The sequence below is a fragment of the Acinetobacter lwoffii genome, from assembly GCF_024129715.1.
Taxonomy (GTDB): Bacteria; Pseudomonadota; Gammaproteobacteria; order Pseudomonadales; family Moraxellaceae; genus Acinetobacter; species Acinetobacter lwoffii_U.
Genome location: NZ_JAMXXM010000006.1, coordinates 15142 through 31574, shown reverse-complemented (window position 1 = coordinate 31574; position 16433 = coordinate 15142). Strand labels below are relative to the sequence as shown.

Genomic DNA, 16433 nt, shown 5'->3' with positions numbered 1-16433 from the left:
GAAGTAGTGCTGGGAGGACTTAAGCAAAGCGAATGCCAACTTATAAATTATTAATTTTAAAAAATATTAAGTGATTGAAAAAATTATATTTAATTTAGTTTTTTGGGAGGTTTACTAAGTTTTGATGAAGAAAAATTAAGAGAGTGGGGTTTAAAATCTGAAGAAAGTCTCTATAGGAAACCATGAGAAAGTAAAAAATAAATATTTAATGAATAAGAAAGGAATCTAAAACTGAAAGATAAATTGAATAAAGTTTAATCATGGTGCATGATTTTTACATAAAATATACAATAATTTAATAAGATAATAATTATATATTTCATTTGCTTATGTATGTATTTTCTTGGGTTGAAGTAGTGGGAGGATGCAATAATATGAAACAGGTCTGGTTTATTTTTGTGCAGACTAGGCTTGGAGCTAGATTTTAAGAATAAATATTAAATTAATGATTCATGGAAAATATTATGTTATTGATAATGTTTTAAATGATTAATAAAAATAAGCTTTTTTGAGTTAATAACAGGAAAAAATCGTTATTTTTCGAGGATGGCATGAAATTCGCTTTGTTCATTTTATTCCATCTGTCCAGCTTTGACCCATCCATTGAAGCAAATATGGGATGATGTGTTAAAGACTTCCTATAGCAATAAAACTTCAAGATCAAGAATAGGTACAAATTTGAAATCAGCACTTTTCAGCATGACAATTTTGGCCTTGGCCATGACTACGGGGCAAGCCTCTTGGGCAAAATCATCTGCACATCCGGATAAAGTTTTAAACTTGGCTTTCGAAGCACCTGATGATGGTTTTGATATGGTCAAAACCTATAATTTTTATAGTGGTAGCGTTGCTGAAGCCATTTTTGAATCTTTATTGCGTTATGACTATCTGGCGCGGCCGGCAATTCTGGTACCAAATACCGCCGAATCCTTACCCAAGGTTGAACAGGATGGCAAAGTCTATACCTTTAAAATCAAGCCAGGAATTTATTTTAGTCCTGATCCTGTATTTCAGGGCAAGAAGCGTGAACTGGTGGCACGTGATTATATCTACTCCATGCAAAGGATCATGGATCCCACAAATCATTCTCCGTCTTTTTCTTTTATTGAGGGAAAAATCCTTGGGGCAGATCAAGTCATTCAGCAGGCCAAAAAAACGGGTAAATTTAACTATGATGCTCCGATTGCCGGTTTAAAAGCTCTAGATAAATATACCTTACAAATTACCTTGACCCGTTCAGACCTGAATTTTCCTTACATTCTGGCCTATGTTGCTTTTAGTGGTACCGCACGGGAAGCGATCGAACATTATGGTCATCGGGCAGGTCAGCATCCGGTTGGAACAGGGGCGTATCAGTTACACAAATATGTGCCGCGTAGCCGTATTGAACTGACTGCCAACCCGAATTATCGCGGTTTTGTCTGGAACTTTAAGGGCGATGGTTCCGAATGGGATCAACGTATTGTCAAAGCCATGCAAGGCAAGCAGATGCCGCAAATTGGCAAGGTCAAAATCAGTATTATTGAAGAGGAACAGTCTCGCTGGCTGGCTTTAAAGTCTGGACAACTGGACTATGACAAACTCACTGCGAGCGGCGCCGAACAGGCACTGGAAAATAAGCAGCTGAAAAGCGAATACAAGAAAAAAGGCATCCTGCATTATCCGAATAAAGAACCGGAAATTACCTATACCATCATGAATATGCGTGATCCGTTAATTGGTGGAAATTCACTGGAAAAAATTGCCTTACGTCGTGCTCTTGCCTTGTCCTATAACCAGAAAGAAGCTATCCAGCAGCTGTACAAAGGTCATGCCGATAAAGCTGAAATGATTTTGCCAGAGGGAGTGGGTGGACATGACCCGAAGTATAAAAGCAGTATTGCTTATAACCCATTACTGGCCAATAAACTGCTTGACCGCTTTGGTTATAAGAAAGGCGCTGATGGTTACCGCACCTTGCCCGATGGCAAACCTTTGATACTAAAAATGAATTCAACCAGTTCAAGCTCTTCGGTGATTTCTGCAGAATTATGGAAAAAGAATCTGGATGCGATCGGGGTGCGAATTGAGTTCAAGGTCAGTAATTTTGCTGACAATTTAAAAGAAGCCACTCAATGCAAACATATGATGTGGGGTGGAGCCTGGATTGCGGACTATCCTGAAGGGGAAAACTTTGCCCAGTTACTGTATGGGCCAAATGCGCAGCAAGGCAACCTGAGTTGCTATACCTCAAAAGCCTATGACGCATTGTACCAGACCGCGATGAAACTGCCGCCGCAGCAGCGGACGCCATATTATGAGCAGATGAACCGTCAGATGGAGGCCGATAATCCATGGATTCTGCACAATACCCGGATACGTAACTGGTTGATTCATCCGCATGTACAGGGCTTTAAGGCACATCCGGTGACCAGAGCAGTTTGGCAATATATGGATATTGAACCTGTTAAAAAATAACTTGAGAAGATTAAGAACCAGTATGAATGTGAATAAAAATACTTTAAAAAAACTGGCCAGTGGGGTGTTAGTGGCCGGTTTGATGATGGCAGGGAGTGCACCGACATGGGCCAGCAATCCTGCCAACCCGAATAAGGTTTTAAAAACAGTATTTCTGGCAGCTGAAACCGGTTTTGATCCGGGTTATATCCATGACCGTTATTCAGCCAAGATTAATGCCGCGATTTTTGAGACCTTATTTACCTATGATTATCTGGCCTCGCCGGCAAAATTAGTGCCATTGACTGCAGTCAGTCTGCCTCAAGTGAGTGCGGATGGCCTGACTTATACCATCAAAATCAAAAAGGGTATTTACTTTGCCGATGATCCGGTCTTCGGCGGTAAAAAACGTGAACTGACCTCGTATGACTATGCCTATAGCTTGAAACGTCTACTGGACCCAAAGCTGCATTCACCGAACAGCTGGTTGCTGGATGGCCGAATTAAGGGGCTGGACGCATGGATGGCCCTAACCAAAAAAAATGGCAAAGCCTATGAAAATCCGTTTGAAGGTATTCAGACCCCAGACCGCTATACCTTGATATTAAAGCTGAATAATCCGGATCAGAACTTTCCGATGTTGCTGGCACATGGGCCTGCCGCTGCAGTAGCTCGTGAAGTGATTGAAAAATATAAAGACAAAGCGGGTTGGGTCATGAATAGGCCAGTGGGAACTGGTCCTTATGTGCTCAGTCGCTGGACACCAGGCTCACGGATTATCTTAAAACCAAATCCAGCTTATCGTGGTTTTGTCTGGGACTTTAAAGCCAGTGGTGCAGAAGATCAGGCTATTGTAAAAGCCATGCAGGGCAAAAAAATGCCTCAAATCGGCACTATTGATGTGCGTGTTATTGAAGAAGCGCAATCCCGGATGCTGGCATTTAAGAAAAATGAACTGGACCTGCTCGAAATTGAAGGCGATATCGTCGTACAAGCCCTCGATGGCGATAAATTAAAGCCTGAGCTGGCTCAGCAGGGGGTGAAGCTGTCACGTATTTTAGAGCCCTCCATTAGTTATCATTACTGGAATATGCAAAACCCGGTCGTGGGTGGTTTCGCGCCAGAAAAAATTGCCTTACGTCGTGCCATGGCGATGGCATTTTCTGTAGAAAACATGATCAATGTATTACTTAAGGGAGATGGAGCAAAACTGCACATGCCTATTCCCCCAGGAGTAGCAGGTTATTCACCGTCCTATAAAAGCAGTATTCCCTATTCTGTCAAAGCAGCCAACATGTTGCTCGACCGCTATAACTACAAGATCGGTGCAGATGGCTGGCGAAAGACGCCTGAAGGTAAACCTCTGGTGATTGAACTGATTACTGGGAATACCAGTCGGGGCCAACAGCAGGGTGAATTCTGGAAAAAGACCCTGGACAGTATCCATATTCAGCTGACCAGTAAGGCCATGCCATTCGCTGAAGGCATCAAGCTGGAAAAGCAATGTAAAACCATGTTTAAGAGTTCTGCATGGATTGCCGATTATCCGGATGCTGACAACTTTATGCAGTTGTTCTATGGCAAGAATATCAATGTCACCAACAATGCCTGTTTCAAGCATCCTGAATTCGACCGTCTATACGAACAAACCCAGAGCATGCCGCCTGGACCGGAGCGTGATCTGCTCTACCGCAAAATGACCCGAATTCTGGAAGTCAACATGCCGACCCTGATGCTCTATAGCACCTACCGTAACGCTTTGACCCAACCCCAAATTATTGGACATAAGTCCCATCCGATTCTGTCTTCAGAATGGATGTATATCGATATTAATACGAAAAAGTAAGAAAAAATCTGGAGATGAATATGAAATCAAAATCTTTAAAATTAAGTACCTTATGTTTAATGATGATGGGGGGATATCAAGGTGTAGCGGCAGATACCCAAGTACAGCTGCTGCCATTATTCAAGGCTGCAGAAATTCCGTCTTTATGTGATGCCAGTCTGGCCTCCATGCAAAAAGATATCCAGATATTTGAAAATAAGAAAATTAAAAATAAAGCCAAGGCCGGGCCTTATCTGGCTGAATGGGATGAATTGCATGCCAAAGCCCGTGATTTCGGTGCTGCAGTAGGGTTGTACAGTAATGTCGATCCGGATCCTGCATTGCGTCAGGCAGCCGATGACTGTGAACTTAAAATCAGCAAATACCAGACCACCCTGTATCAGAATCCTAAACTGTATGCCCAGTTCAAGAAACTGAAAGCCAGTGATCCGATTGATCAGAAATTTTTAGAAGATATTCTGGAGCAGTTTGAGAACACCGGGGTACAACTCAGTGCAGAAAAACAGAAACGACTGAAAGAAATTATTGAAGAAAGTACCAAACTGGGACAGGACTTTTCCAAAAATGTGCGGGATAACCCTGAAAAAGTTGAATTTACTCCAGCTGAAATGAAAGGCCTGCCAGAAAGTTACATCGCAAATTTAAAGAAAAATGAAAAGGGCAATTATCTGCTCGGCTTTGATTATCCGGAATACCAGCCTTTTATGGAGCTGGCAGAAAGTGATGAAGCACGCAAACGTTACCAGACCGCTTACACGCGTCGCGGGACCGAACAAAACCTGCAATTCATGAAAAAAGCCATTGATCTGCGTTATGAAATGGCACAACTTTTTGATAAGGAAAGCTATGCTCATTCTGCGCTTGAATTCCGTATGGCCAAAACTCCTGAAGCAGTGAACGGTTTTCTGGATGAGGTTTATGCCAAAGTTGCACCTCTAGAAAAGCAGGATGTAGAACAATTACGCCAGTTCAAGGCTGAAACTTTAAAAGTTCCAGTAGAGAAAGCAGAAATTACACGCTGGAATCAGGGTTATTGGAGTGAAAAACTGCGTCAGGCCAAATACAAGGTCGACCAGGAAAAATTGCGGGATTATTTCCCGACAGAAGCATCGCAAAAATGGTTATTCGCTATTTCTTCGGAACTCTATGGTATTGAGTTCAAGCCGGTAAAAGTCAAGGCCTGGCATGATGAAGTGGAATATTATGCGGTACATGACAAGGCTACGGGCGAATTCCTGGGCGGATTATATGTCGATAAATACCCGCGTGAAGGCAAATATGGGCATGCAGCTGTCTGGGGAGCTTATGGTGGCAGTACCCTGAATCAGCGTCGTCCAGTATCGGTATTGGTGACCAATTTTAACCGTAAGGGCTTGAATAGCAACGAACTGGAAACCTTTGTGCATGAAATGGGTCATGCCTTGCACGGGATTCTATCGAAAACCCGCTATACAGAACAGTCTGGTACCTCGGTAGAGCGTGACTTTGTTGAAGCGCCGTCACAGATGTATGAAGAGTGGGCACGCCGTCTGGAAACCTTGTCAAAAGTAGCGGATTACTGTGAGCCGGCATGTCCTCGCGTGGATGCTGCCATGACCGAGCGCTTAAAGAATGTGAAGAATTACGGCCGAGGCCTGCATTATGCCCGTCAGGCTTTATATGCCCAATATGATATGGCCTTGCATGGTAAAGATGCAAAAAACATTGAGCCTTTAAAACTCTGGCAGGATATGGAAGGTAAAACTGCCTTGGGTTATGTCAGCGGTCAGCAGTTCCCGGGACAGTTCGGGCATCTAATGGGCGGCTATCAGGCAGGTTACTACAGCTATATGTGGTCTGAGGTCATTGCCCTGGATATGCTTTCATCCTTTGGTGATCAGCTGATGGACAAGAAAGTCGGTGCGCATTATCGCAATACGGTCCTGGCTCAAGGTGGTCAAAAGCATGGCGAGCAAATGGTGAAAGACTTCTTGGGTCGTGATCCGGACAGCAAAGCTTTCTTTAATGAAATCTCTGGAAAAAATTAAGGAAGGCAAGCGATGCTGGCATATATTATTCGACGGCTTTGGCAAATGATCCCGACCATGCTCGGGGTGATTTTGCTGATTTTCCTGCTGTTTAACTGGGTAGGCGGAGACCCTGCCTATATTCTGGCCGGTAAAATGGCCAATGTGGAACAGATTGAAAACATCCGTCAGCAACTGGGTGTGGATCAACCGTATTACGTACAACTCTGGATCTTTATCAAGCAGATTTTAACCTTTGATTATGGGGTGAGCTGGAGTACCGGAGAATCGGTGGCACAGATTATCACCACCCGTTTGGGGCCCTCACTGACCATTCTGATTCCACTGACCATTCTGCAAACTATTATTTCTATCATTCTGGCTTTGGGTGTGGCTTCGGTTCGTGGTTCTTTGACAGATCGCATGATCATGATGCTGTGTACGATCGGTATGTCGATCAGTATTCTGGTTTACATCATCGTGTTCCAGTATTTCCTGGCCTATGAACTGAGCTGGTTCCCGGTACAGGGCTGGAGCGATAATTTTGCCGATAATCTTTTCAAATACGCCTTGTTACCTGTGCTGATTATGTTGGTGGTCAGTATCGCACCAACACTACGCCTGTATCGTAGTTTCGTACTGGATGAAGTTAATCAGGACTATGTACGTACTGCGCGTGCCAAAGGCCTGGGTGAAAACCGTATCATGGGCGTGCATGTCTTGCGCAATGCCTCGATTCCGATTATTACCGATGTCATGGCAGGACTTCCGGCACTGCTGATTGGTGCTTTCCTGATCGAACGTTTTTTTGGTATTCCTGGAATTGGCCGTGAAGTCATTATTGCGGTAGAACGTTCCGATTTTCCTGTGATTAAAGCCATTACGGTCTATGTCGCTGCTGCGACCATGATATTCAATCTGATTGCCGATCTGATCTATAAATGGGTCGATCCGCGTGTACAGTTGAAGTAGGTGAATTATGCTGAGTGCGATATTTAAAAAAGAACAAGCGGCTGAAGCAGCACCTGAGTCGGCTTCAACAGGCTTATGGCAGCTGGCCATGCGCCGTTTGAAACGTGACCGGATTGCCATGTTTTCCCTGTATGTGGTGCTGTTTTATCTGCTGCTGCTGGTACTGTCAATGAGCGGCCTGATTGCCAAAGACTGGAATAAAGAAGTGGCGGTCAGCTATGCACCGCCGAGTTTTATCAATGCAGCCCCAGTTCCGGCTGCATCTGATACAGAGCAGAGCGCAGAATCTGTGCCTCTACCGGTCAATCCAGTTGATCCCTTAAAAGATGTCATTGCTGAATTGAATGCTGAAATTTCTGCTGAGCAGGGTGCTGGTGCAGGCATCGATTATTATGGAGTGGTCGATCCGCTGGCAGAAGACATGAAGGCCATTAATCAGGAGCTCGGCGGCCAGCTGATGGATGAAAGTGGGGAACTCAAGCAAAGTCTGGTTTTTGGCGCCGATAAATGGGGTCAGGATGTTTTACAGAAAACCATCAAGGGGGCTGAAACCTCGATTCTGGTTGGACTGATTGCAGCCTTTGTTGCCGTACTGATTGGGACTGCACTGGGTGCAATAGCAGGTTACTTTGGTGGTTGGGTCGATGATTTCCTAAACTGGTTCTATAATATCTTTACCTCGATTCCCTATCTGTTGCTGGTTTTGGCCATTGCCGCAGTGTTACAGCAGAAAGGTATTTTATCAATCATCCTGATTTTAGGTCTGACTGGCTGGACCGGGGTCTTCCGTTTGGTTCGTGCTGAATACATGAAGCATACGGCACGTGAATATGTGCTGGCTGCCAAGGCGATTGGCGTGAGTAATATGCGTCGTATGTTTGTCCATATTTTTCCCAATGTCAGCCATATTGCCCTGGTACAGATGTCTATTCTGGTGGTGGCATTTATCAAGTCCGAAGTCATTTTGAGCTTCCTCGGTTTCGGTGTGCCTATCGGGGTAGTGTCATGGGGCAGTATGCTAAATGAAGCGCAAAGCGAGCTGATTTTGGGTAAATGGTGGCAACTAGCGGCAGCCTCAATCGCCATGGCGGTATTGGTGACTGCTTTCTCGATGTTTACCGATGCACTCCGTGATGCATTAGATCCAAAACTGAAATAGGAGCGCAACGATGTCTGAAATCAATCCAAGCACAGCACCTGCGTTACTTCGCGTAGAAAATCTGCGAGTCAGTTTTAAAGGTGAAAATAAAGAATATATTGAGACCGTAAAAGGGGTTTCTTTCGAGATTCCGGCCAATACCACGGTTGCACTGGTAGGTGAATCGGGGAGTGGCAAGTCGGTTACTTCCCTCGCCACTATGGGCCTGCTTCCGGCAGAAAGCGCACGTATTTCAGAAGATAGCCAGATCATCTTTGAAGGGAAAAACCTGCTCAAGCTTAAAACCCGTGAAATGCGCCAGATGTGCGGCAAAGACATTGCCATGATTTTTCAGGAGCCGATGTCTTCGCTAAATCCGGTATTTACGGTAGGCATGCAGATTGCAGAAATCCTGCAACTACATTTGGGCATGAATAAAAAACAGGCGCGGCAACGTACCCTGGAGCTGCTCAAAGAAGTGGGGATCCCTGCGCCAGAAACTAAAATTGATGCCTATCCGGGGCAGCTTTCCGGTGGACAGCAGCAACGCGTCATGATTGCCATGGCCATTGCCTGTGAGCCTAAACTATTGATTGCAGATGAACCGACCACGGCCCTGGATGTGACTATTCAAAAGCAGATTCTGGACTTGTTGGAATCCCTGCGTCAGCGTCGCCAGATGTCGATGCTGTTTATTACCCATGATCTTGCATTGGTTGGTGAAATTGCCGATCAGGTGATTGTAATGCGCCATGGGGAAATCCGTGAACAGGGTCCGGTTCGAGAGGTGCTGGACCGGCCTCAGGACATGTATACCAGAGCCTTGTTACACTGTCGTCCACAATTGTCGCAACGTCCGTTACGTTTACCGATGATTAGCGATTTTATGAAACAGGATGGTTCAACCTGGCTGGAAGATATCCGCCTGAATACTCAGCTTCCGCAACGTTCACGTGGACTAAAGGGCGGAGAGGAAATGATTCTGGATGTACGGGATCTGAAGAAATCTTTTTATAGTCGTAAAGGACTGTTTGGCAAAGATGAATTTCAGGCAGTAAAAGGAGTTTCTTTCCAGCTGGCCAAAGGAAAAACCTTGGGGCTGGTCGGGGAGTCCGGTTCGGGTAAAACCACCATCGGTTTATTACTGATGCGTCTGCAACAGGCTACAGGTGGTAAGGCACTGTTTCAGGGGCGGGATATTCTGGATATGTCGGAAAAGGAATTTACCCAGTATCAACGTAAAATCCAGATCATTTTTCAGAATCCCTATGCTTCGCTGAATCCACGTTTTACTGTTGGACAAATCCTGATGGAACCGATGCAGATTCACAAGATTGGTCAGGATGATGCCGAACGCAAACAAATGGCTTTAGACTTGTTGGAGAGGGTCAGCTTGCCTGCACAGGCTTTTTATCGTTATCCGCATGAGTTTTCTGGTGGTCAGCGTCAGCGGATTGCAATTGCACGTTGTCTGACTTTAAAACCTGAGATTTTAATCTGTGATGAATCGGTCTCGGCACTGGATGTATCAGTACAGGCGCAAGTGCTGAATTTACTGCAAGACTTACAGGATGAATTTGGTCTGAGCTATATCTTTATTTCGCATGATTTATCGGTAGTGAAATATATTTCTGATCAGATCATGGTGATGAATCATGGGGAGTTGGTAGAAATCGCCAATTCAGATGAACTGTATCAATCTCCACAGCATGAATATACCAAGCGTTTAATCGGTGCTATCCCGCAAGGGATTCCACAAAGTGCCTGATGCATAAGGCATAAAAAAGTCAGGCAATGTGCCTGACTTTTTTATTTATCTTAATTAAAACTTTTTAAAGCCTTTGTTGACGCCATATGGACGGCGCGGCGCATTTTCATCACGCTCTTCACGGCGGCCGAAACCTTGATCAGGACGGTTTTCACGACGTACAAACTGAGTGCCATTCTGGTTTTCAGCTCTGTCACGACGACCATAAGCATTGTCATCACGACGCTCACGGCCAGTATTATTTTGTGGTTGCTCATCACTGTCACGACGTTGCTGACGCAAGAAACCGCCACGGCGCGCAGCCATCGGTTTGTCTTGCATACGCTCGTTACGGCGTTTCGCCATACCAAACAAGCCTGTACCTTGACGTGGCTTCAATTCCACAGCTTTGGTCAGGTTGTCGATATCGTTTTTATCCAGTTCAATCCAGCGACCGGTACGCAGTTCGCGTGGCAAAATCACAGTACCATAACGGGTACGCAGTAGACGGCTGACTTTCAGGCCTTGTGATTCAAAGATACGACGTACTTCACGGTTACGACCTTCTTTCACCACGACCTGGAACCAACGGTTGATCCCGTCACCGCCCAGTTCAGAGAAAGATTCGAATTTTGCCGGACCATCGTCTAGCACCACGCCTTTAAGCATGTTGTTACGAATTTGTGGCGTTACTTCACCCATGACACGAACTGCATATTCACGTTCGATTTCATTCGATGGGTGCATCAAGCGATTCGCAAGTTCACCATCATTTGTGAACAAGAGTAGACCGGTGGAGTTAATATCCAGACGACCGACCATCACCCAGCGATCGCCCGGAATAGCAGGCAGCTGTTCAAACACGGTCGGACGGTTTTCAGGATCGCTACGTGAGCAGATCTCGCCTTCAGGCTTGTAATAGATAATGACACGACGACGGATTTCGTCTTCAATCTGGAAGGCAACTTTACGACCATCGATGCGAAGCTCATCACCTGGTTCGATTCGTTCACCCACTTGGGCAATTTGCCCGTTGACACTTACACGACCCGCGGCAATGACTTCTTCCATATAACGGCGAGAACCCAAACCAACGCGTGCAAGCACCTTTTGCAACTTTTCACTCATGACAGCATAACCTTAGAAATAATTATCAACAGTTCACCTATTTATGACTTCGGTGCATTCGCATCGAGGGCCATAAAAGCTTCCTTGGCATCCTGCAGGGGAGGCAATTGGCCCAAACTATTCAGGCCAAACGCATTTAAAAATTGTGGCGTTGTCATTAACAACGCAGGTCTTCCAGGGAGTTCACGAAATCCGGACTCTTTAATCCAGTTCCAGTCAAACAGCGTACGCAAGTTTTGACTGTTATTCGTTACACCACGAATCTGTTCAATATCCGCTCGAGTCACTGGCTGGTGATAAGCAATCACCGCAAGTGTCTCCAGTAATGAAGGTGACAAGCGAGCCGGTCGCTCAGGCCAGGTCTGTGCAATAATATTACGATATTTTGCACGCACTTGAAAACGATAACCTTGTGCTGTTTCAATCAGTTCGATTGAACGGCCATGCATCAGCATGGAAAGTTGTTGTAAATACTGGCGTAATTCCTGCTTGCTATAGCGATCCTGAAAAGTTTCTTTCAGACGAGCCAATGAAACCGCGGAGTCGCTGGCAAAAATAATGGCTTCAAGCTGCATCAATACTTCATGCAGATTATCTTCTGCAGATAACAGCGTATTTTGATCGAGTGTCATTGACTGGCTCCTTGAATCGCGAGCGGGGCTTCAATACCTGTAGCAATAATCTGAATTTTTTGTTGTCGGGTCAGTTCCAGCACCGCCATAAAGGTTACCACCATACCCATACGGCCTTGGCTCGGTTTTAACAAGTCCTTAAAGCTGAGTATTGCGCCAGTTTCAATACAACTTTCAATATAGGCAATACGTTCTTCCAGCAGTACCGGTTCCTGTTGCACCTGATGAATCACCGGTTCAGGACGGTTAAATATACAAAGCAAGGCATCACGCAATAAATCGCTTGAATAGCCTTCATTCGGCTGCTGGATTTCGCCCAAACTGACGTTGGTGGTGAAAGTGTCACGTTCCAGAATCGGCATCTGGCCCAGACGTTCTGCTGCCTGTTTAATTCTTAAATAATTTTCTAAACGGTCAATCAGTTCTTGTTTTGGATCCTGTTCAAGTGTAGCCAGGCTTTTCGGTTTCGGTAATAGCAAACGCGATTTCAGATCTGCCAGTAAGGCTGCCATCACCATATAGTCGGCCGTCAGCTCGATGTTCAGAGATTTCATCGCGTCCATATAAGACAAATACTGTGCTGCAATTGGCGCGATATCGACCTGTAACAAGTCAAAACCGTTTTTTTGAATCAGGTAAATTAAAAAGTCGAGTGGGCCTTCAAAATGTTCTAATAAGATTTCAAATGCCGCTGGAGGAATGTACAGATCCTCTGGAATTGTATCCTGCCATTCATCCAGAACCCGAATGTGCGGAGCAGATTCCATAGTGTTATGGATAATTTGAGTCATTACAATTATAGGCCACGCGAATTTTCAAAGGCATGCAAAGGCTTGATTTTCGGTATCTGATCGAAAGAAAAGCACAGGATTAAGCGTTGTCATTGTACTGGAAAAGTAACTTTAAATAAATTAAATAAGCCGTCAAAGCCATAAAAACTTAAAAAAATAATGGAATTTATCAGCTCTTTCAAAATAGCAACGAGAAAAATGACAGAACATAGCGGGAAATGCTGCGGTGATTTTCACGTTAAATTGGCTCTCATAATCAAGCGTATCTGGTGGATGAGGCCAGTTGATGCACTTAAAAAACTCGATCAATACAGTGATTCTCATCAAAAGAGAAAATAAGCTAGCTGGCAGATATTGAGTGATTTTTAAACGGATTTCCCATTAAAAAACATAAAATTAATAAGTATTAATAAAATATTTTCCTATAATTCTTGGTCAAAAATACCGCTATACTCTCGAAAAATAGTCAAGAATCACAAAAATCAATAAAAAGGTGAAGAAAGCATGCCACTTATTCTGGTTGTTATTGGGATGATCGCATTCGGGGGATTTTGGGCTTATCCCAAATATCAGATTATGCAGCTTGAAGATGAAGCACGCACAGGACTGAAATCAGGCGGATTTTCAGCTTTTGCGGAACAGGCCCGACCTGTCATGCAGGCCATGAAAATGGATTTTAGTGTGCTGGACCAATATCCCAATATTCGTTTTTACATGCGGCATATGGCTTATGAGGGCGACCAGCTGGATGAGCGGATTAAGCTAGATATGCAAGCCATGTCTTGTGAGTCGATCAATTCCTTTAAAGTCATGGAACCCAAAGCACGTACGGCGATGCTGAATGTACTGGAAGATGATCAGATCATTTTTCATGTGTATCTGAAAAATAAGCTGGGCGAGGAACTCATGCACCATGAACAGAAGCTATCGCAATGCCCAAATTTCATTGCAGTTCGTCATTATGAACGTAGTTCAGATTCCTAAACTGGTTTTGGCAACCATTGCATACCTGTCGAATTGAAAAGAATAGAACTGCAACCTCTCACCCTATGCTGTTTTAGATTTTCATGGTGAGGAATGATTGTATTCCTTGGTCGCAAATTCAATGATACGTTGGCAAGTCTCTGCCAGGCATACATTTTGGTTTGAATAGATCTGCAACAACTGTCTCGCTACAGCCAACGTCAGGAAAAATTGGTACTCAGTATGATCAATATTTACAGTGGGATGGGAAGGAAAATGTGCTTCGACCATGACTGCCTTGGATTGCAGTGTCCAAGGCAGTTCTGCATAGATTAAATCCTGTGCAGAAAATTCATGCTGATTTAGCAGGAGATAAAATAAATCCATTCATTTTGACTCCCCGAATGTTTGTAGGAATTTCTCAAGCGTCGTTTATTCAAAGGCGCTGACATCTCCCATACCACGACGAATCACTTCTGGATGATCACCAGATAAATCTACAATAGAGGTCGTGCTCAACGTGCCTAAACCACTATCTACAAAAACATCAATGCGTTTGCCCAGCTGCATTTCAATATCATAAGGATCATCGAGTGGGTCAGTCTGACCCGGTAAAATCAGGGTAGAGGTCAACAGCGGTTCACCGAGTTCTTTCAGTAACATTTGACACACCGGATTATTTGGAATGCGCAGACCAATGGTTTTTTTCTTGGGATGCATCAACCGACGCGGGACTTCGCTGGTCGCAGGTAAAATAAAGGTCGTAATAGCCGGTGTATTATTTTTCAGCAAACGGTACATGGCATTGTCCACCTTGGCATAAGTGGCAATATCGGACAAATCACAGCACAGAATCGCATATTGATGCTTTGGGCCCAGACCACGAATTTGCGCAATCCGCTCCATGGCACTCTTGTTCCCAATCTGGCAACCAATCGCATAGGCCGCATCAGTGGGATAGACCACCACATCACCCGCACGGATACGTTCCACTGCCTGACTGATTAAGCGGGGTTGCGGATTGTCTGGGTGTACGCGTAAATGCAGCATAGAGACTACTCCAAGCTTGGGCTGATGGTTTATTATGTGGCGCTCAGGCAAGATCTGGCAATCATAAAAAAGGTAGATTTGTGTAATTTAATCAAGCATTTCACGTATAAATTCATCAGATTGTAAACTTTTGCCACCTCTAATGCAGATACAGATACATTGGATAAAGTGCGCTGCATCACGTGGAAGTTTGGCTGTACCATTAAAATAAGCCTGAACTTGAGCGTAGACATTATCTTTAAAGCTGGCGCCATCACCGCCGTCGCCAGTCAGGTTATCCAAAGAAACCCGGAACTTACGGCCAAAAGCCTGGGCAAACATCCATTCAATTGCCTGTGGTTTGATTTCGACTTGTTCAAATAAAGCCTGCTGTTCGCGGGTACGGCCATCCGGGGCATACCAATAACCCAGATCAGGCAGCAGGCGGCGTTTGTCTCCGGCAATGGTCCAGTGGCTGATTTCATGCAAAGCGCTATTAAAGAAACCATGCGCAAACTGGATGCGGGCAGGACGGTCTGCGCTAGCAGGGAAATATTCTGGTTCAAATTCGCCACGCACTAAAGTGACATTTAAATGGGAAAACCAGTGATTAAAGTGTAAGATGAGCCAGTCCACCTGCTGCGCTTCTGACGATAAATTCGCCCATGGCGAGAGTTGCACTTGTTGTGTTGAACTGTCAGAATCAAGGCTTGGAATTGTGCTAACGAGTGATGAAACATTCACTTCTGTTTGCGGCTGCAACAGATGCATGACTTGAGTTACCCAAATGGTCTGTCGAAATAAGTACAAAATTGTATCTTAATCTTTGACAGAGTACTGATGAATTTGTAGAATTGCCGCCTTAATTATGTCAGCAAATACCTTTCCGGCACAGATTGAGCCGTTTAAATGGGCTGAACAGGGCTTTAAATGGTCAGGTCAACTGCCTTTATCCCGCTTTGTTCGTATCGCTCGTGAAGCTGTTGGATCAATTGATGATCAATTGATTAACATAGACTGTAAGCTATCAATGGATGCCTATCATCGTATTGCATGGCTAGATGGTCACGTTGAAACAAAAGTTCCTATGGAATGCCAGCGTTGTCTGGAAACCGTAGAAATTGAACTGGTTTCTTCGTTCCATTTGGCACTTGTGGATGATGAGTCACTGATAGAGCGCTTGGATGAGGATGCTGATTTCATCGTCCTAGGTGAAAGTGAAGCAACGACCAAAGGTGATTATGATGCACCTGCGACCGCTGATTTGCTCGCGCTAATAGAAGATGAACTGTTATTGTTGATGCCGTTGTCGCCTAAACATGAGTTTTGTGAACATAAGCATCAACCTGCCGTAGAAGAAGTGGCTGAAGAAAAACGGGACAACCCGTTTGAAGTTTTGGCTGCTTTGAAGGGTAAACTTAACTAATTTTTGTGTTATACTCTTGTGTATAAGACAATCGAATTTGTTCTGATCCATTTTTTCGATCTTTGTAAGGAGCCATCATGGCCGTTCAGCAAAACCGTAAAAGTCGCTCTCGCCGTGACATGCGCCGTTCACATGACGCTTTAACCGAGAATGCATTAACTGTAGACCAAGCTACTGGCGAGACTCACCGTCGTCACCACGTATCTAAAGATGGTATCTACCGTGGTCGTCAATTATTCGCTAAAGCATCTGCTGAATAATTGGTGATGTATTAAGCGTCAAGCTTAGTAGAAAAAATGGGAGCATTTAGCTCCCTTTT

The 16433-nt window shown here is 44.5% G+C and carries 15 protein-coding genes; 9 read left to right on the top strand and 6 right to left on the bottom strand.

The window, feature by feature from the left end:
• Positions 1-699 precede the first annotated feature (699 nt).
• The 6 genes from NI462_RS06455 to NI462_RS06430 are packed head-to-tail and all read left to right on the top strand — an operon-like array spanning position 700 to position 10166.
• On the top strand, positions 700-2457 hold the full coding sequence (locus NI462_RS06455; protein ID WP_253159646.1) for an ABC transporter substrate-binding protein: 1758 nt from the start codon (positions 700-702) through the stop codon (positions 2455-2457).
• Between the two features lie 22 nt (positions 2458-2479).
• Positions 2480-4282 (top strand): ABC transporter substrate-binding protein, encoded by a 1803-nt coding sequence (locus NI462_RS06450; protein ID WP_253159644.1) that lies wholly within the window; start codon positions 2480-2482, stop codon positions 4280-4282.
• A 20-nt stretch (positions 4283-4302) separates the two neighbouring features.
• Positions 4303-6309 carry a M3 family metallopeptidase gene (locus NI462_RS06445; protein ID WP_253159642.1) on the top strand — a complete coding sequence of 669 codons (2007 nt, stop codon included), beginning with the start codon at positions 4303-4305 and terminating at the stop codon, positions 6307-6309.
• 12 nt (positions 6310-6321) lie between these two features.
• Positions 6322-7260: an ABC transporter permease gene (locus NI462_RS06440; protein WP_253159640.1), complete on the top strand. Its 939-nt coding sequence runs from the start codon at positions 6322-6324 to the stop codon at positions 7258-7260.
• A gap of 7 nt (positions 7261-7267) precedes the next feature.
• Complete coding sequence (locus NI462_RS06435; protein WP_253159638.1) at positions 7268-8419, top strand: ABC transporter permease; 1152 nt, start codon at positions 7268-7270, stop codon at positions 8417-8419.
• Between the two features lie 10 nt (positions 8420-8429).
• A complete protein-coding gene (locus NI462_RS06430; protein ID WP_129717085.1) occupies positions 8430-10166 on the top strand; it encodes an ABC transporter ATP-binding protein in 1737 nt (578 codons plus the stop codon).
• 54 nt (positions 10167-10220) lie between these two features.
• Here NI462_RS06430 and rluB read toward each other — a convergent pair whose 3' ends face one another.
• The 3 genes from rluB to NI462_RS06415 are packed head-to-tail and all read right to left on the bottom strand — an operon-like array spanning position 10221 to position 12696.
• Positions 10221-11273, bottom strand: coding sequence for a 23S rRNA pseudouridine(2605) synthase RluB (gene rluB / locus NI462_RS06425; RefSeq protein WP_005107723.1), 1053 nt, complete (start codon positions 11271-11273; stop codon positions 10221-10223).
• 41 nt (positions 11274-11314) lie between these two features.
• On the bottom strand, positions 11315-11905 hold the full coding sequence (gene scpB, locus NI462_RS06420; RefSeq protein WP_004279220.1) for an SMC-Scp complex subunit ScpB: 591 nt from the start codon (positions 11903-11905) through the stop codon (positions 11315-11317).
• The gene (locus tag NI462_RS06415) at positions 11902-12696 is read right to left on the bottom strand and encodes a segregation and condensation protein A (protein ID WP_129717087.1); all 795 of its coding nucleotides are present in this window, start codon (positions 12694-12696) and stop codon (positions 11902-11904) included. The genes scpB and NI462_RS06415 overlap by 4 nt, the downstream gene beginning before the upstream one ends.
• Positions 12697-13200: 504 nt before the next feature.
• Here NI462_RS06415 and NI462_RS06410 point away from each other — a divergent pair.
• On the top strand, positions 13201-13680 hold the full coding sequence (locus NI462_RS06410; RefSeq protein WP_004279222.1) for a hypothetical protein: 480 nt from the start codon (positions 13201-13203) through the stop codon (positions 13678-13680).
• Positions 13681-13761: 81 nt separating this feature from the next.
• On the opposite strand, the gene NI462_RS06405 is transcribed toward NI462_RS06410, so the two are convergent.
• The 3 genes from NI462_RS06405 to NI462_RS06395 all read right to left on the bottom strand — a co-directional run bounded on the left by NI462_RS06405 (position 13762) and on the right by NI462_RS06395 (position 15459).
• Positions 13762-14046, bottom strand: coding sequence for a hypothetical protein (locus NI462_RS06405; protein ID WP_004279223.1), 285 nt, complete (start codon positions 14044-14046; stop codon positions 13762-13764).
• 45 nt (positions 14047-14091) lie between these two features.
• On the bottom strand, positions 14092-14709 hold the full coding sequence (locus NI462_RS06400; protein ID WP_004646095.1) for an L-threonylcarbamoyladenylate synthase: 618 nt from the start codon (positions 14707-14709) through the stop codon (positions 14092-14094).
• Positions 14710-14796: 87 nt separating this feature from the next.
• Complete coding sequence (locus NI462_RS06395) at positions 14797-15459, bottom strand: elongation factor P hydroxylase (RefSeq protein WP_114541402.1); 663 nt, start codon at positions 15457-15459, stop codon at positions 14797-14799.
• A gap of 97 nt (positions 15460-15556) precedes the next feature.
• Here NI462_RS06395 and NI462_RS06390 point away from each other — a divergent pair, with 97 nt between their 5' ends.
• Entirely contained in the window at positions 15557-16114 is a 558-nt protein-coding gene (locus NI462_RS06390; RefSeq protein ID WP_004279226.1) for a YceD family protein, read from the top strand.
• A 77-nt stretch (positions 16115-16191) separates the two neighbouring features.
• Positions 16192-16374: a 50S ribosomal protein L32 gene (rpmF, locus tag NI462_RS06385; RefSeq protein WP_004279227.1), complete on the top strand. Its 183-nt coding sequence runs from the start codon at positions 16192-16194 to the stop codon at positions 16372-16374.
• Positions 16375-16433 lie beyond the last annotated feature (59 nt).